This window comes from Thalassospira lucentensis, from assembly GCF_032921865.1.
Taxonomy (GTDB): domain Bacteria; phylum Pseudomonadota; class Alphaproteobacteria; order Rhodospirillales; family Thalassospiraceae; genus Thalassospira; species Thalassospira lucentensis_A.
In genome coordinates this window covers 1,614,197-1,632,169 of record NZ_CP136684.1, presented here as the reverse complement: position 1 = coordinate 1,632,169, position 17,973 = coordinate 1,614,197, and the positions used below count along the sequence as shown (strand labels likewise).

Annotated in this window: 14 protein-coding genes; all 14 read right to left on the bottom strand. The window is 53.8% G+C overall.

What is annotated here, in order from left to right; all coding sequences use genetic code 11:
* Positions 1–13: 13 nt before the first annotated feature.
* Positions 14–2,674 (bottom strand): translation initiation factor IF-2, encoded by a 2,661-nt coding sequence (infB, locus tag R1T41_RS08120; protein WP_062949891.1) that lies wholly within the window; start codon positions 2,672–2,674, stop codon positions 14–16.
* An 80-nt stretch (positions 2,675–2,754) separates the two neighbouring features.
* On the bottom strand, positions 2,755–3,345 hold the full coding sequence (locus R1T41_RS08115; protein ID WP_062949892.1) for an RNA-binding protein: 591 nt from the start codon (positions 3,343–3,345) through the stop codon (positions 2,755–2,757).
* Positions 3,346–3,364: 19 nt separating this feature from the next.
* Positions 3,365–4,924: a transcription termination factor NusA gene (nusA, locus tag R1T41_RS08110; RefSeq protein ID WP_317341141.1), complete on the bottom strand. Its 1,560-nt coding sequence runs from the start codon at positions 4,922–4,924 to the stop codon at positions 3,365–3,367.
* Between the two features lie 9 nt (positions 4,925–4,933).
* Entirely contained in the window at positions 4,934–5,473 is a 540-nt protein-coding gene (gene rimP / locus R1T41_RS08105; protein ID WP_082832784.1) for a ribosome maturation factor RimP, read from the bottom strand.
* A gap of 156 nt (positions 5,474–5,629) precedes the next feature.
* The gene (locus R1T41_RS08100; protein WP_317341139.1) at positions 5,630–6,232 is read right to left on the bottom strand and encodes a biliverdin-producing heme oxygenase; all 603 of its coding nucleotides are present in this window, start codon (positions 6,230–6,232) and stop codon (positions 5,630–5,632) included.
* A gap of 100 nt (positions 6,233–6,332) precedes the next feature.
* Positions 6,333–7,673 (bottom strand): HlyD family type I secretion periplasmic adaptor subunit, encoded by a 1,341-nt coding sequence (locus R1T41_RS08095; protein WP_317341137.1) that lies wholly within the window; start codon positions 7,671–7,673, stop codon positions 6,333–6,335.
* Positions 7,670–9,418, bottom strand: a complete 1,749-nt coding sequence (locus R1T41_RS08090) for a type I secretion system permease/ATPase (protein WP_317341135.1) — start codon at positions 9,416–9,418, stop codon at positions 7,670–7,672. The genes R1T41_RS08095 and R1T41_RS08090 overlap by 4 nt, the downstream gene beginning before the upstream one ends.
* Before the next feature lie 116 nt (positions 9,419–9,534).
* Positions 9,535–10,266 carry a calcium-binding protein gene (locus R1T41_RS08085; RefSeq protein WP_317341133.1) on the bottom strand — a complete coding sequence of 244 codons (732 nt, stop codon included), beginning with the start codon at positions 10,264–10,266 and terminating at the stop codon, positions 9,535–9,537.
* Between the two features lie 181 nt (positions 10,267–10,447).
* Positions 10,448–13,165 carry a TonB-dependent receptor gene (locus R1T41_RS08080; protein WP_317341131.1) on the bottom strand — a complete coding sequence of 906 codons (2,718 nt, stop codon included), beginning with the start codon at positions 13,163–13,165 and terminating at the stop codon, positions 10,448–10,450.
* Between the two features lie 194 nt (positions 13,166–13,359).
* A complete protein-coding gene (locus tag R1T41_RS08075; RefSeq protein WP_317341129.1) occupies positions 13,360–14,286 on the bottom strand; it encodes a FecR family protein in 927 nt (308 codons plus the stop codon).
* A 104-nt stretch (positions 14,287–14,390) separates the two neighbouring features.
* On the bottom strand, positions 14,391–14,900 hold the full coding sequence (locus tag R1T41_RS08070; protein WP_231886991.1) for an RNA polymerase sigma factor: 510 nt from the start codon (positions 14,898–14,900) through the stop codon (positions 14,391–14,393).
* Between the two features lie 227 nt (positions 14,901–15,127).
* Positions 15,128–15,844: a tRNA (guanosine(46)-N7)-methyltransferase TrmB gene (gene trmB / locus R1T41_RS08065; RefSeq protein WP_062949904.1), complete on the bottom strand. Its 717-nt coding sequence runs from the start codon at positions 15,842–15,844 to the stop codon at positions 15,128–15,130.
* A gap of 131 nt (positions 15,845–15,975) precedes the next feature.
* Positions 15,976–17,148: a methionine adenosyltransferase gene (gene metK / locus R1T41_RS08060; protein ID WP_317341126.1), complete on the bottom strand. Its 1,173-nt coding sequence runs from the start codon at positions 17,146–17,148 to the stop codon at positions 15,976–15,978.
* Positions 17,149–17,460: 312 nt separating this feature from the next.
* Positions 17,461–17,955: a helix-turn-helix domain-containing protein gene (locus R1T41_RS08055; RefSeq protein ID WP_385969967.1), complete on the bottom strand. Its 495-nt coding sequence runs from the start codon at positions 17,953–17,955 to the stop codon at positions 17,461–17,463.
* Positions 17,956–17,973: the final 18 nt, after the last annotated feature.

The following is a 17,973-nucleotide window of genomic DNA, read 5'->3' as shown; positions in this document are numbered from 1 at the left end:
TCAATCCACCGTCTTAAAGTTCGACGGCGATTTCCTCCTGCTCGAAGCACTCGATCATATCGCCGACCTGCAGGTCATTATATTTGGCGAATGACATGCCACATTCATAGCCCTCGCGGACTTCTTTTACTTCATCCTTGAAGCGACGCAGTGTGGACAGCTCGCCCGAATGGATCACGACGTTGTCGCGAAGCAGGCGAACACCCGCACCACGCTTGACGGTACCTTCGGTAACCATACAACCGGCAATCTTGTTGCCCGAGATGGTGAAGATATCGCGGATTTCCGCGTAACCCAGGAACTTCTCGCGGACTTCCGGCGACAGCATGCCCGACAGCATCTTTTTGATGTCGTCTGCAACATCATAGATGATCGAGTAATAGCGAATGTCGACATTATCGCGACGGGACTGTTCGCGAGCCTGCTGGTTGGCACGAACGTTAAAGCCGATGATCAGCGCATTCGACGCACGCGCCAGCGTGACATCGGATTCGTTGATTCCGCCAACGCCACTATGCAGGACACGGACACTGACTTCCTCGTTACCCAGCTTCTGCAGGGTACCGATAAGCGCTTCGACAGAACCCTGTACGTCACCTTTGATAAGGATCGGCAATTCTTTGACCTCGCCCGAGCTCGAGAACATGTTCTCGAGTGCCGATTTCTTCATCGCGGCAGCCTGCGTTTCGCGGATGCGACGCTGACGATAATCGGAAATCTCGCGGGCTTTGGCTTCGTTTTCGACAACGACAAAGTCATCACCAGCCGACGGCACGCCGTTCAGACCGGTTACTTCGACCGGCATGCCCGGAATGGCTTCTTCGATACGAACGCCATGGTCGTTGACCAGCGCACGAACGCGACCCCATTCGGCACCCGTGACAAAGATATCACCGTTTTTAAGCGTACCGCGCTGAACCAGAACCGTGGCAACCGGGCCGCGGCCTTTTTCCATACGGGCTTCAACGACCACACCGTCAGCAACACGTGCCGGGTTGGCTTTAAGGTCAAGAACCTCAGCCTGCAGCAGAATGGCTTCTTCAAGTTCGGTCAGGCCAAGACCCTGTTTTGCCGAAACTTCAATACACTGAACTTCACCACCCATTTCCTCGACGACGACTTCGTGCTGAAGCAGTTCGGTTTTAACCTTGGTCGGGTTTGCGCCCTGCTTGTCGATCTTGTTGATCGCAATGATCATCGGCACGCCAGCCGCTTTTGCATGGCTGATGGCTTCGATCGTCTGCGGCATGACCGAGTCGTCAGCAGCAACAACCAGAACGACGATGTCGGTAACCTTGGCACCGCGCGAACGCATCTCGGTGAATGCGGCGTGGCCCGGTGTATCGATGAAGGTGATCTTCGAACCGGTTTCCATCGTCACCTGATAGGCACCGATATGCTGGGTGATGCCACCGGCTTCACCACTGACAACGTCAGTTTTGCGCAGGGCATCCAGCAACGAGGTTTTACCATGGTCAACGTGACCCATGACGGTCACTACCGGCGGACGACCGATCAGCTGATCTTCGTTGTCGTCTGCAGTGACCAGCGCTTCTTCAACGTCGGCATCCGAAACGCGTTTCATCTTGTGGCCGAATTCCTCGACAACCAGCTGTGCGGTATCGGGATCAAGGCTCTGGTTGATGGTTGCCATAACACCAAGGCCCATCAGGCACTTGATCACGTCGGCAGCACGTTCGGCCATACGGTTGGCGAGTTCCTGAACGGTAATCGCGTCCGGAACAATAACATCACGTACGATTTTCTCTTTCGGCTTCTGCTGACCCTGCATACGGGCCTTGGCTTTTGCCTGCTGACGCTTGATCGAGGCCATCGAACGACGACGGCCACCTTCGTCACCGGTCATCGCATTGTTGATCGAAAGCTTGCCACGACGACGGCCTTCGTCGCCTTTCGTGCGTGCGGCACGGCCAAGAGCTTCCTCTTCGGCGCGTTTGCGTGCGGCTGCACTACGGGCTTCTTCCTCGTCCAGTTCCTTGCGGCTTTTCGGCTTGACGGTGGACGGGTCAGCACGACGGCGTTCTTCCGGAACCAGCGGCTCTGCCGGTTCACCAGGAATGATTTCTTCCTGTTTTTTCGCAACAGCAGCGGGTTTCGGCTTGGATTTGCCTTTGGCGGTCGATGCTTCAAGGGCCTTTTCGACTTCTTCAACAGAAACCGGGGCTTCCTTTTCAAGCACAGGAGCTTCTGCCGCAGCAGCTTTTGCTGCCTCAGCTTCTTCCTGTTTGCGACGTTCGGCTTCTTCTGCCTTGCGTTTGCTTTCCTCGGCGGCACGTACAGCTGCGTCGGCTTCTTCCTGCTTACGGCGCTCTTCGGCTGCTTTCAGGGCGGCCATACGGGCTGCGCGCTCGCTATCGGTCAGATTGCTATGGTCTTCAACCGGCTCAGGTTTGGCAACCGGCTCAGGTTTGGCAGCCGGTGCCGGTGCGGCAGGTTGCTGCTGCTGTTCAGCAACCGCATCCTTTTTCACTTCACGGAAGCGGCCGGATTCGTTCTTTTCGAAAGTCCGCTTCTTGCGCACTTCGACAGTCACAGATTTGGACCGTCCATGCGAGAAGCTCTGACGTACCTGCCCAGCCTCGACCGTCTTGCTCAGTTCAAGTTTCGATCTGTTGAGGCTCAGCGGTTTCTTCTCCTGATCGCGATCACTCATAATCCGTCCAACTTCCTCATTTCCTGCGGGACCGGCATCCTTTGCCTGTCCTGTCCTGTCCGTTCTGCGCAAGCCTGCCTTCAGACCGCGCGAAATCCTTCTAGCCGTCCAAGCGAACGACTTAACTGCTTTGCCAGTCCACCCGGCGCAACAGCCACATGTACTGCTTTCTCGCGACCAAAGGCCGCGCCAATCTCGGCAGCATCCAGAACGGTATAAATCGGCAGATCCCGGGCCTTCGCCTCGATCTTGGATTTTCCGTCCGCAGCACCATCTCGGGCTGCCAATATCATTGCCGCGCCCTCATCAATCTGGGCCCGGACTTTTTCGTAGCCAGCAACCGCCTGACCGGCTCTGCGCGCAAGCGACAGCAGATCAAGGCTTTTCTGAAGCAAAAGCTTCTCGATCCGGTCTGCCAGCGCAGGGTCAATCACGACTTTTTGCCGCGCCGCCTTGGCAAAGGCATTTTTTGCACAGGCGGTATTTATCACATCCCGCGACGGGCACAACCATAATCCCCGTCCGGGCAACCGTTCCTCAAGATCGGGAACGACCGTGTCATCCGGTCCGATCACAACCCTGAGAAGGTCTTCCTTGGGCCGGACTTCGCCGGTGACGATACACCGGCGTTCCGGAACCTCGGCTACCTTGCCGCCTTTACGGTGCGACATGGCGTCCTCCGATCAGCCCTCAGGCTTCTTCGCCTTCTTTGGCATCCTCGGAAACTTCTTCTTCAAGCCCTTCGAACCAGCCAAGCTGACGACGTGCATCCATGATCAGGTCATTGGCCTGGTCCATGGTCATGTTGTCTGCATCACCGACATATTCGATCAGCTCGTCACTTGCGAGATCTGCGAAGTCTTCAAGGGTTTTGACGTCATTCTCGCCAAGGCGAACAACAACGGCCAGCGACAGTCCGCCAAACTCGACGAGGTCATCGGCAACCTTGAGCTCTTCGCGGCGCTTCTGAAGACGTTCGGCTTCTTCGGCAAGGAAGGTGCGTGCGCGGGTGCGCAGCTCTTCGGCAATTTCTTCTTCAAAACCTTCGATCTCTGCCAGTTCGGCCAGCGGCACGTAACCAACTTCCTCGATCGAGGTAAAGCCTTCGGCGACAAGAAGATGGGCAATGACTTCATCAACATCAAGTGCCTTGATGAACATTTCCGCCCGTTTACGGGCTTCTTCCTGGCGACGTTCGCTTTCGTCTTCCTCGGTCAGGATATCGATATCCCATCCGGTCAGCTGCGATGCCAGACGCACATTCTGGCCACGACGACCAATGGCAAGGCTCAGCTGATCATCGGGAACGACAACTTCGATACGGTTGGTTTCTTCATCAAGAACAACCTTGGTGACCTCGGCCGGAGCCAATGCGTTCACAACAAAGGTTGCCGGGTCTTCCGACCACTGGATGATGTCGATTTTCTCACCCTGAAGTTCGCCGACAACGGCCTGAACGCGCGAACCACGCATACCGACACATGCCCCGACGGGATCAATGGAATTGTCGGACGACTGAACCGAAATCTTGGCGCGCGAACCCGGGTCACGGGCAACCGATTTGATTTCAATAATGCCGTCGTAGATTTCCGGCACTTCCTGGGCAAACAGTTTTGCCATGAAAGTCGGATGGGTACGCGACAGGAAGATTTGCGGACCACGCTGTTCACGACGCACATCAAGGATCAGCGCACGAACGCGATCTCCCTGACGGACGGTTTCACGCGGGATCAGTTCTTCACGGCGCAGAATGGCTTCCGCCCGACCCATATCGACCAGAACGTTACCGAATTCGACGCGTTTGACGACGCCGTTGATCACTTCACCGGCACGGTCTTTATATTCTTCGAACTGACGTTCACGTTCCGCGTCACGGACTTTCTGCACGATGACCTGTTTTGCGGTCTGCGCGGCAATACGTCCGAAATCGATCGGCGGCAGCGGATCAATCAGAAACTCACCAAGCTGGATATTTTCGTCGCGAATACGCGCCTGTTCCAGCGACATCTGGGTGAAGTCGTTTTCAATATCGTCCGTGACCTCAATGAAACGGGCCAGTTTGATTTCACCGGTTTTACGGTCGATATGGGCACGGATGTCATGCTCATGGCCATATCTGGAACGACCGGCCTTCTGGATGGCCTGTTCCATTGCACCAAGAACTTCATCACGATCAATGCCCTTTTCACGGGCAACGGCATCTGCGACCTGCAAAAGTTCCGGCCGCGGCATTCCCGAAGTTGCTTCCATATCCAACCTCTATTCTGCGTTATCGTCAGACCGGCCCTTGCCGGTGACATGCGCGATCAATTCATCCGTCAGCACCAATTTCGATTTGGCGATATCGGCCAACGGCAACAATTCACGTTCGCCATCGACAATCAAGGCGACCGCATCATCTTCGATTCCATCCAGCTTTCCGCTGAAACGGCGACGGCCATTCTGGGCCATCACCAGTTCGACCTTTGCCTCGAACCCGCGCCAGACATCAAAGTCCTTGGCACGGGTCAGCGGGCGGTCAATACCCGGCGAACTGACTTCAAGGTGATAAGCCCCTGAAATCGGGTCCTCAACATCCATCAGGGCAGAAACGGTACGGCTGATTTCGGCGCAATCCTCGACATTGATGCTGCCGTTGCCATCCGCACGATCCGCCATGATCTGCAGGACATTGCTGTCCTTGCCCATCATGGAGACACGTACCAGTTCGAAACCCAGCGCGTTGATCGACGGTTCGATAATCTCCGTGATCCGCATCATCAGCGGGTCTTTCAACTGTTGTCCGATCAGCTCAGCCATATAGCGATGCCATACCCCAAAAAGCACAAAAGAGCGGGCGGAGGGCCCACTCTTTGTCAGAATTTACAAAAAGCTTGGCGGCTTTATACAGCCGGTTTTGCCAGAAATCAAGTCACGATCCTGACCCCGCAAGCCTTTCAACCAAGGGATTTGCGCCTATGCAGCCAGCTTGCGATCTTCGATCAAAAGTGTCCGGAAAAAGTCAAAGGCAGCAATCGCACCATCAATCACTTCCTGTTCCTGTTCCGCACTTAACGCCAAGCCATTGACCTGATCAACAAATTCGCGCCAATGCTTGCCGCGACCATCTTCATGTCCAGCCAGATGACGGGCACCAAACCCGGTATCCAGCCCGATATTTCCGGCTGCTTTGAGCAAGAAGGCAGCCCCAAGCGACGAACCTTCACAAACATATAACCATCCCAGACGGGCCATTCCGGTTTTCGGGACAGAGGATGGAATACCATTTTCCGGTAAACTGCATTGCAGATCTGCAAGATCTGCACAGACATCATTAAACCGACTGCGTGCCGAAAGGCCGGATATCAGGTCATTCAGGTCACTCGCGTCATAAAGTGGTTTTACAGCGCGGTGAAACACATACTGCATCCCAACAAACCGGGCATAGTTATCGCGGCTTTCGAACGGCGCCATTTCCATCACCATGTCGTCGATATGCTGATGGTCGCCGGTTGTTGCCTGTTTAAGGGTCTGAAGGCGGGTTTTCACTGCGCCGTCTGCCGTTACATCCAAAGTCATACCGATCACCTTTCGTCCCTGTCCGCAAATGCCGCATAACTCAGCAGCCCATTAAACCAGAAACGATCCGGGGTGTTCGATATCCGAAACAGATGGCAAATTATTCTTCACGGAATGCACGGGCAAACTGATCGGTTAGCGGTTTGGCAAGATAACTGAGTGCGGTGCGATCCCCCGTCGCAATGAAGGTTTCAACCGGCATACCGGGCATCAAACCTTGACCATCAAGTTTCTTCATCTCACCAGATACAATTTTTACCCGAACATTGTAGTAGGTCTCCCCGGTCAGTTCATCGCGTGACAAATCCGCTGCCACAAAAGAAACCGTTCCGGAAAGCTCCGGCGTGGTACGCTGGTTAAAAGCGGTAAAACGCAGCATCGCCTTTTGTCCAAAATGAACCTGATCAATGTCGTTTGGGCTGGTCCGAGCTTCGATTACCAGTTCATCCTGATCGGGGACAATACCCATGATCCGATCCCCGGCTGCAACCACACCGCCAACAGTATGTATCGCCATCTGATAAATCGTTCCCCCATAAGGCGCGCGAATATCGATACGACGCAGCTGGTCACGCAAGGCAACCTGTTTTTGCATCAATTCTGCCAATTGCTGATCAATGTCGCCCAGTTCAGTCAAAACGTCAGTTTGACGGTCCCGGTCAAGCTGCAGGATCGACATTTCGGTTTCCGAGATTTGCATGCCGGTCGCGGCAATCTGTGCCATCAGCTCTCCGTGCTTACCGCCCAGACTGGCACGTTCACGGCGTAATGCCGCCACACGGGTAATCGGCACGAGTTGCTTTTTATAAAGCATTTCAAGACCTGCAAGCTCGTCGCGAATATGACGGCTTTCTTCTTCGTTTGCAGTTTTCTGCGCCTCAAGCCCAACAATCGTTTCCGAAAGTTGCAACAGTTTCTGCTGAAGCTGCGCTTTTTCGCCTTCAAGGCTTCTGCGCCGTGCTTCGAAAAGCTTTGTTTCGGCCGCGACCAGTTCGGTAACTGTCGTGTCCTTCATCCGTGACATGAACGTATCAGGCACAGTAATGGTTTCAGCATCGTTCCGTTCGGCAATCAAGCGCATCTTGCGCGCCCGCAAGGCATCAATCTGACTGTCTACAATACCGAGGCTTGCACGCGCCATCGTATCATCCAGCCGAATCAGAAGGTCACCAGCTTGTACTCGATCACCGTCACGTACGTGGATTTCGCCGACAATGCCGCCGTCAGGATGCTGCACATCCTTTACATTGCTTTCCACAACCAGCTTGCCGGACGCAACCACCGCCCCGGAGAGACTTGCCATCGCCATCCAGCTTCCCAAACCGATGAATAGCGCCAAAACGACCGTCACACCAAACAGGGTATGGCGGCGTAAACTTTGCAGCGCAGGACTGAGGTCCAAGGTGGTTTTCGACGATGTGGGTGACGGTTTTCTGGTCATGCGCTTTCTCCAACCTGGCGCATGGTTTTGCGCAGAATGTCGTCACGCGCCCCAAACGCAACCTGTCGTCCGTCCTGAATGACCATCGCCAAATTGACCGTTGCAAGGGCGCTGGGGCGATGGGCGATCATGATGACAATCGCCCCGCGTTTCCGGGCCAGACGGACTGCTTCGATCAGGGCCTGTTCCCCGGCGCTATCGAGGCTGGAATTGGGTTCATCAAGCACAATCAGGAACGGATCACCGAACAGGGCACGTGCCAATCCGATCCGTTGCCTTTGCCCGCCCGATAAAACCACACCGCCACTTCCGACCAGCGTGTCGTATCCCTTGGGCAGGGACAGGATCATGTCATGCACCCCGGCCGATTGCGCGGCCTTAATGATCGCCACCGGGTCCGCGTCATGGCGCAGCCTTGCGATATTGCGCGCGACGGTATCATCAAACAGATCAACATCCTGCGGCAGATAGCCGATATGCGTACCCAGCCGGTCCGGTTCCCAGTGATCAAGCTCCGCCCCGTCCAGACGAATGGTACCGTTCTGGATCGTTCCGATCCCGACCAGCGCGCGACCGAATGTCGATTTCCCCGATCCGCTGGGTCCGATAATGCCAAGCCCGTCACCTGCTTTCAGGGTCACGTCACTGATGCGCAACAACACCCGGCCAGGGGCCATCGGTTTGCCTTCCGCCCGCGTTGCAGGGGCCCGAACGATCAGATTGGAAACCAGCAGGCTTTTTTGCGGGGCAGGCAGTTCGAGGCGTTCAGACGTTTTTTGTGTATCGGCAAAACAGCGTTCAAGACGATGGCGCGATTGACGTGCACCAACAAATCCGCGCCAATTGCCAATCGCCTGTTCGACCGGGGACAATGCCCGAGCCGTCAGGATTGATGCGGCAACCATCACACCCGGTGTTACTTCCTGCAGGATCGCCAGATAGGCACCAAGTGCCAGAACACCGGACTGCATCGCAAGGCGAATAACCTTGATATAGGCCGAGAAGGTCGAGTTGACGTCGCCGACACCGGTATTGTCGCGCAGATAACGGTCATTCAACCGCGCCCAACAGGCATTGAACGTTCCCTGCATTCCCATGGCGCGAATGGCTTCGGCGTTGCGGCGACCAGCTTCGACCAGACTGGCCCGTGAAACGGCCTGACGGTTCATGCGTTCAACCTGCTTCCGGGTGGCAAGCTCGCTGATCAGCGTCAGGATCACAAGGAGGATACCGCCAACGAGGGCCAAAAAACCAAGCCAGGGATGAAAAACAAAAACGATGCCCAGAAACAGCGGCATCCATGGCATATCACAAATCGCGATGGGCCCGGCGCCGCCCAGAAACTGGCGAATCTGATCAAGATCGTTAAGCGGTCTTACGGCTGCGTTATCATTTCGCAGCACCTGATCAAGAGTGGTTGCCAGCGCCAGCGGTCCGACCTGCTCATCCACCCGCCAGCCGATCCGCACCAGCATACGCGCCCGAAGCGCATCGACAGTGCCCAGAAACAGATACAGCGCCAGCATCAAAACCACGAGCGCAACCAGCGTCGGCACACTACGGCTCGCCAGAACCCGGTCATAAACCTGCAGCATGAAAAGCGGCCCGGTCAGCATCAGGATATTTGACACACCGCTAAGTGCTGCGACCGACAGGAACGCGCCACGCAAGGATCGAATGGCGGCCGCCAGCGGCGAGGATACGGGCGATTTGCGCAAATGATGCGAATGGACCTGTTCAAACACGCTGTTTCCATTCCGGAGAAGAAAAAGATAGGATGAGGTGGGCACCGCTGTTACGCGGTGCCCTGCATTGAAAGACCTTGTGCTCGTTCCGCAGCTTGCGGAGCGAGCCGTCTTCGTTAAACGAAGTCGGTCGCGTCGATATCGTTGAAATCAACACCGGTCAGGGTGATGGTGCCATTGGCATGGGTGATCAGGGTATCTGCACCGCCGTTGGCCGAAGCAACCGTTACCGAGTTGAAATCGATATCAAGAAGATCGGTGCCATCGGTAAAATCGGTAACGGTGTCGTCACCGAAATTGCCCGAAGTGTCGAATTCGAAAGTATCCGCACCGCCATTACCGGTCAGGACATCGTCGCCAGCCCAACCACCAATGGTGTCATTGCCGGTGCTGCCGTTGATTGCAACACCTTGGGATGCAAAGACAGACTGCAGTTCGGAACTGTCGCCGCTATAGAGTGCAGTCAAAACAGTTCCCGTATCAGCGTTGCTCAGGTTGAGGCCGGAAATGTCAGCTGCCGAATCACTCAAGTAATAATCGCCATTACCATCCTGAACGAGGGTCTCACCAAATGAGAGCGCATCAAGGTTGCCGACGATCTGATGGGTGCCGATATCATAGGAGAACTCGTCACCACTTCCCGTGGTTGCCAGGAACCCGTCAGTGTAGCTTGAAGAGCTGTCTTCATCGCTCAGATAATATTGCGGACCGTCAAAGAACCCGCCATTGAGGAACTGTCCCCAGTTAAAGGAACCTTTGGAAAAATTGGCATCGAAATCGGCCAAAAGACCCTGCAGGTCAACACCGTTACCAGAACCGTCAGCATTCAGGTCAATCGAAATAGCCATCTTGGCATCTCCTTTGTTTGATCGCCCCAACCATTGAAGCGATGATATGAAGTTGACTCTTATTCGCAAAAAGAGTCAACGAGAAAATATATATAAAACAATATGTTAACTAGGCAATCGCAGACTATCCCGGTCAGACTTTCGGCCTGACCGGCTTTTCAGATTTAGCCTTTGAAGCAACCTAGAAGTTGCCGCTAATCGTTATGATGCCGGTTCGTCCGGGTGCTGGCGCATAAGTCCCCCCTGTGCCTTGAACATAAGCTTCATCAAGCAGGTTATTGACGGCAAACCGTACTTGCAGCGCATCATTGATTTCATAAGAACTGTAGAAGTCAAAAACACGGTATTTGAAATACTCACCCGCAATATTGGACAAACTTACAGACCCAATCTGAGAGCCATAGTTATCTTCTGGATAGACGAAGGTTGCTCGCATACCCAATACAAGATCCTGATTTAGCAGGCGAAATCCGCCATCAAGGGTGTATTTGCGTTTGGGAGTTGCATAGATGCCAAACAGACCCGCAGACGTTCCGAAATCGGATGCAGCAAGTGCTGAGGCGGAGTAAGTCGTGTCGAGAATGAACTGATTGTAGTCGCCCTGAAGATCCATATCTGAGGTGGTCAAGGTTCCACCGATATAGTATTCGCCAGCGTCATAAAATGCCTCCAGCTCCGTACCGGTGATGTATACAGGGTCCGTCAAGTTGACCATCCCAGCACCCACAGCAGGCCAAGACGGTGACGGCATTGAAGGCTGTGGCACAAAGGCAACGGTCGTATAGTTTTCAATCGTTGTGCGATAATATGAGAGCTTCGCGCGGAACCCGTCGCCTTGCTGAACGACATCATCAAACTTGAAGTTGACGCCGACTTCGTTTGTTTCGGTTTCTTCGGCTTTCAAATTGGCATTGGCAAAATACGCAACGGCCTGATCACCAATGTGGCTACCCTTGAACATGGTTTCCATGATTGTTGGTGCACGGAAGTTTTGCCGGTAGTTGGCATATAGCTGTATGCCTGTAACCGGGGTAATACTTGCGCCAAACGATGGCGAAAACTTATCCTGAACAAGATCGATATCAAGCGGCACATCGTTGCCAGTCCCGCATTGATGAGAAGTCGCAAACACAGGCAGAGCTTCACACCAGTAAGAGTCACCGGCCAGCTTGAACCGGTCATACCTAAGACCGCCATTGACCCGGAAAAGGTCATTCCAGCCGTATGTTGCCGTCACATATCCGCCATATACATCGCGCTCTCCGCCAGGCGTCGTGCCCTCTGCCTGATAGGCTGCGCCAGAACCACCCAAATCTTCGACTTCAGACGTTGTTTTGGCCTTATCGTGGAAGACCTCAGTTCCATAATCAAACTGCAACGTACTCAAACCGTCGGCAAGGGAACCAAGTGACAGTTTGCTGCTGTTGGCCAAGTCAAGACCAGTGGTATCAAGCTTGTAATCCGTATCATAGGGATTCTGACTGATCGAACCGCCGGCGTTATATCTTGCCGGACGGTATTGATTGCTCTCGGTCCGGGTCCAGTAAAGGTTGGTATCAAGATCAACCAGATCGCTTGACGGGTTCCAGTTATGCTTGGCTGTCAGCGTATGTGTTTTGGTCTCATTCAGGTCAGGCAAATTGTTCGTGATATCATTCGTTTTTGTATAGTTGGTTTTTGTCCCGACATAGCCGAGATTGATTTCCTGGTCTTCCGTCAGGTAAAAGTTTGCTTTTGCAAGCCCCGATGTCTGACGTAAGAAAGTGTATTCTGGCCGCGAAGAATCCCTGTCATAGTAAGTTCCATTTGCTGTCGCAAACAGGCCTGGATTGTGCGTGCCCGCACGGTAGTCACCAATAACCTTGCGGCTAATTGCGGCAGACATATCAAGCTTGGGTGAAACCCTTACGCCTGCAGCGGCGTCACCGGCAAATTCATATGCGTTTGTCCCGTGACTGACATTGACCTTACCGCCCCAATCCTCGTTGTCATCAAGGATATCCTGCGTATTCAGAGTCCGCATTGTCACGATACCGGCAGTCGTACCCGCACCGCCGTTTTGGTTCAGGTTAGTCTTTTCAACCTCGACTTCGGCCAGCAAGGCGGTGTCAAGATACACGCGCGAGGACGTACCATGGGTCATCTGGTTATAGTTTTGGCGCGCACCGTCGATATTGACGTTTACGCGCCCCATTTCCTGCTGACCACGTACATTGACGGTCAAACCCGGGTCGCGGCCGTCATTGGCAATATCGACACCAGCAACATTGTTAAAGATATCCCGGGCGTCTCGAGCCGGAACTTTACGCATACTTTCCTGCGTAATCACCGCTACCGACCCTAGCGTTTCATACACTTCGTCTGGCACTCCATTGGGACCTTGTGCCCTTTTGGCTGCCGTTACAGTGACTGGTGCCGTAGTGATCGAAGCGTTCTCAGCATCTATCTGACTGGGATCAATTACAGAAATGGCTGTCGAGTTGATAGCATTCCAGATCAGGCCACTTTGCGACAACATACGATCAAGAGCCGCACCGGCAGTCATGTCGCCCTGTACGGCGACACTTTGCACCCCGTCAGGCAGCGTTCCGTCAACCGCCACATCCACGCCTGACGCACGCGAGAAATAGACCAGCGCCGGGGTAAGAGGCTGTGCAGCGATGTCAAATGAATACACATCATTTGACAGGGTCGCAGCCCCCGTTGCGGCTTGCGCAATTTCAGTTTTGCTGACCTGCTGTGGCATTAGGGGTTGAGCACCCACGGCAAGCGGCATCAAAGCAATCATGCTACTGCCAAGTGCTGAGAAGGCGATTGTGCGAACATCCCCCAAAGATGTCCTGGATTTGAGAGTTACTTTGTTGGTGCCGACAATGCGACCCACCCCGTCCGAGAGCATTCTTTTTGTCTCCTGAGTCACGAATGCATATTCATGAGATTGCGTCGCATTCGTTGTTTCGTTACCCAGTTAGACGAAGCTGAAATTCAGATATCTGATATTCAATGCATTTTTTTGATAATAATTTTTATTATCAAGTTGTTCCGACCGAACCGAAGAGTGACATTGATTGGTGATCTTGAATTTTGAGAGGGTCAGGCGGCGCGAATGATAGTCAGGTAATCTGTAAACCGATGCACACTGATCGAAAGGACACTGGCCAGAACCGGCAGAACATCCTTTGACCGTTCAAGGTCGACCACAAGGGTTACCGGGCGGGATTTGAGTTCTTCGCCGATGATCATGATCTTGCCGTTCTGCCAGCGCTGCAGAACACGAACGACTTCCCCAAGAGGCTGCCCCATAAAGACAAGCTGGCCGTTCCGCCAGGCCAACTCTGTCGAAATATCAACCTCGTAAGGTCTCCCGATTTGCAAGTCGCTATACCGCACGGCATTTCCCGCGGCCAATTGCGTTTGCGCGCTCCCCAAACGAACAGTCAACGGATTTTGCTCGGCGATTACTGTGACATCCCCGTCATAAACAGCCACGTCGAGCCTCCCCCCCCGCGACCAGCTTGTGCCATTGGTAGCCGCAACAAAAAAGTCGCTGCCGGTTGCCAAATGATTGAACCACGCTTCGCCGCGATGAAGTTCGACACCGTTTACCCCATCACGCGCGACATAGGACATCACGGTGTCGCTTGCAAGTTCGGCCTCCACATCACCGGGAAGGGAAAAACGATGCCGTTCACCGGTCGCAGTCCGTATATCGGCAAAAGGATGATGCGGAGCGAATACCCAACCCGCACCGATAACGACCGCTGCTGCCGTTCCCGTCATAAAGGCGCGTCGGCCGACCTTGTTGTCAGTTGATAGATTAAGGCTGGTGCTGCCGCTCCAAAGCCTTTCGATATCGGCAAAAGCCTCAAGATGCGCCGGATCGGCATCGAGCCAGCGAGCAAACGCCCGACGGTCTTCTTCGGTTTCACTGCCATCAAGCAACAGGGCAAACCAATAGATCGCCTGTTCCGATACAGTATCGGGCAGATTTGCGGCGTGATTTTCACCTGTCATAGCCATGAATGCCGGATTCCATGCTTCATTGATCAGATGGTCTTTGCGCGCATCACACAAACACCCCGACTATTGGGACGAACCTGATGCGCATATTTCTGATCCGACATTCAATTTTTTTCCGATTTATCCATTGCCTCTTTGACAAGTGTCAGAGCGCGGACCATTCGGCTAAAGGCGGTTTGCGTCGGAATCCCAAGTTGCTCGCCAATTTCACCATAGGTCTTACCTTCAAGTCGGGCGAGAATGAAAACGGTCCGAAGGTTTTTTGGCAAAGCATTCAGCGATGCCTGCAACTGTCGTAATTCCTGTCGTGACCATGCGATCTGTTCAGGAGAAGGGGCGTCATCGGCAACGAATTCAAATGCTTTGTCAGGTTCCTGAACGAAGGTCAGTATCCGTTCCCGCCGGAAATGATCAATCACCAGATTCTGCGCTGTCCTGAACAGATAGGACTGGGCAAATTGCGGATCAGGCAACGATGGCGTGGCTACAACCCGAAGGAACGTGTCCTGCACGATATCGTCGGCCATATGCCACGAAAGTTTCCGCCGCTGCACAAAATGCAGCAGTCGGGACCGATAGGTACGGAATAGTATGTTGACATCCCAGTGCGTCACGGCTCGGACCTTTGGAATTATCCGCGTAGAGCTTGATGCAGGTATTTGGCACAAGCAGCTTGCGGCGGCGTCATATCAGCGGAACAACATAAATATCGCACATGACAATCATTCTCAATTAAAATTTCAACTTATTGAAATTATGTGGTGATGTTGTTCACCCAAAAGAAACCCGTGCAAAAGGAGAAACTTTTGCACGGGCTAGCCAGAACTTCTGCATCAGACGGTCAAGAGCGGTTTTTACGCCGGAACCGCAAATAATTGCATTTTTTACCCTGGCGTAGCGCTTTTTGTTCATACCGGGTTTTAACCCAGTCGGCAGGCGGGTTGCGCCAGTCTTCCGGACTCTCGGCAAGCCACTCGAAATCCCGATGATTGTGCATATGCTGCAGGGTCCAGGAAATATATTGCATGTCGTCACTGGCAACCCGGAACTCCGCGCCGTCTTTCAGGAGACGCGCCAGCAATGCAAGATTCTTGGGACCAATAAACCGGCGTTCCGCATGGCGTTTCTTCGGCCATGGATCCGGAAACAGCAAGAATGCACGGTCAAAGCAGGCGTCAACCAGCTTGTAAAGCAGGGGGCGGGAATCGTCAGCAATGATCCGGACATTGCTTAGACCACGCTCGTCGATATGACGCAGGAGGCTGCCAACCCCGTCCATAAACGGCTCAGCCCCGATAATCCCGATCTGCGGGTTGGCCTGGGCCTGACCAGCCAAATGTTCGCCACCGCCAAAGCCAATCTCGAGCCAAAGCTGATCATGCTTTTCCCCGAAATAGTCGTTCGGATCGACACCGGCCTGATCTGGATAGGTAATCCCGATTTTCGGAAGCAACTCGTCAACCAGTGCCCGGCGAGAATCTTTGAGCGGGCGGCTGCCGCGACGGCCATAAAAATTCGGGCGGTCCGGGGTCGGTAACGGGCGATTGCTGTTGCGCATTGTCTTATCTGTCAGGACGGGTTCGAAAAATGGCTGAAAATCAAACGGGCGACCCCGGATTTGTATCGGGGCCGCCCGCCTCATATCACGTCACACGATTTTGGCAAATCGTGCTTTGTCTTTTCTGCCAATCAGGCACCGAATGCCGATTTCAGTTCACCAACCAGATCGGTGCGCTCCCAAGAGAAACGACCGTCTTCTTCTGCCTGACGACCAAAGTGGCCATAGGCAGAGGTCGGGGTATAGATCGGACGACAAAGCGAAAGATGTTCGCGAATGCCCCGCGGGCTGAGATCCATCAACTGGCGCAAAACACTACCCAGTTTGATTTCGTCCACATTGCCGGTGCCATGGTTGTTGACATAAAGCGCCAGCGGCTTGGAAACACCGATCGCATAGGCAACCTGAATGGTGCAGCGTTCGGCAAGGCCGGCAGCAACCACGTTTTTCGCAAGGTAACGCGCTGCATAGGCTGCTGAACGGTCAACCTTGGTCGGATCTTTACCCGAAAACGCACCACCACCATGAGGTGCCGCGCCACCATAGGTATCAACGATGATTTTACGACCAGTCAGGCCGGCGTCGCCATCGGGACCACCGATAACAAAACGGCCTGTCGGGTTGATGTAAATCTCGTCTTCCGGCGGCATCCAGCCTTCCGGCAGGATCGTCTCAATATAGGGCATGACCAGCGAACGGACATCAGCCTGGCTCAGGCCATCAGCATGCTGGGTCGAAACCACAACCGAGGTCGCACCGACCGGCTTGCCATCGATATAACGCAGGGTAACCTGACTTTTGGCGTCCGGACCGAACTCGGCAGATTTACCGGAATGACGATCTTCGGCCATTTTGCGCAGGATACGGTGCGAGAACTGGATCGGTGCCGGCATCAGTTCGTCCGTTTCGTCACAAGCGTAACCGAACATAATGCCTTGGTCGCCAGCGCCAAGGTCTTTCTCACCAGCGGAATCAACACCTTGGGCAATATCGGCAGACTGTTCGTGGACGTGGCACTCGATTTCGGCCGTTTTCCAATGGAAACCTTCCTGCTCATAACCGATGGCGCGAATGGCTTCGCGTGCAGCTTCGACCATCACTTCCTTGGAAACGCTTTCAGGACCGCGAACTTCGCCAGCCAGAACGACACGATTGGTAGTTGCCAGAGTCTCTACGGCAACGCGCGAATCTTCATCAGCAGCAAGAAACGCGTCAACAATGGAATCGGAAATGCGGTCGCAAACCTTATCCGGATGGCCTTCAGAAACGGACTCACTGGTAAAAAGATATTCGGAAAGAGACATATAAACCTTCTCCGGTGAAAAAAGGAGTTCCATAAACTGGACCGGAGGGCATCGATACAGACCTGTACCAATTGCGCCCACTTAGCCTTTTTTTGCGTGGTGGCAAGCGGTCCAAATCCGTCCACGTATTCGATTAGGCATATCGCCGAACTGCGGTTTTGCCTCAATGACATTTTCAGGTCAAGAAAGATCGGTGCATAAGCGTAACGCACCAATTGAATTTCGAGGATCAAAATGGTCTTAACAAAGGCAAAAAAGCGCATCGGGCCTGAAGCCACAAATGCGCTTTTCAAATTGATAGTTCCGAGTTTTCTATTTTGCGTTTTCGTTGTCTGCAACAAGAATGCCCATTGATTTGACCAGCTCGAAAACACGTTTACGCTGCGTCGGATCAGTAATCCGATAATATGCCCGCACCAGCTCAAGCGTTTCGCGACGGTTCATCGGATCGTTATCGAACGGATCCGGGCTTTCCGACATTTCGCGACGCTCGTGCACGGATTTCGACGAAATCTCGTCTGGCATGTCATCAAAGAAGAATGAAACCGGCACTTCGAGAACGCGCGACAAATCATATAGGCGCGACGCTCCAACACGGTTTGCACCGCGTTCATATTTCTGAACCTGCTGGAATGTCAGGCCGATGGCCTCGCCAAGCTTCTCCTGGCTCATGCCAAGCAGCGTTCTGCGCAGTCGAACGCGTGCACCAACATGAATATCAACCGGGTTCGGCTTGCCACTTGCGGTCCGGCCCCGACCTCTGCCACGGGTGTTTTTGACCATCGTGTTTTCATCCTTAGGCGACATTTTGTGTTGTCCTTCTCT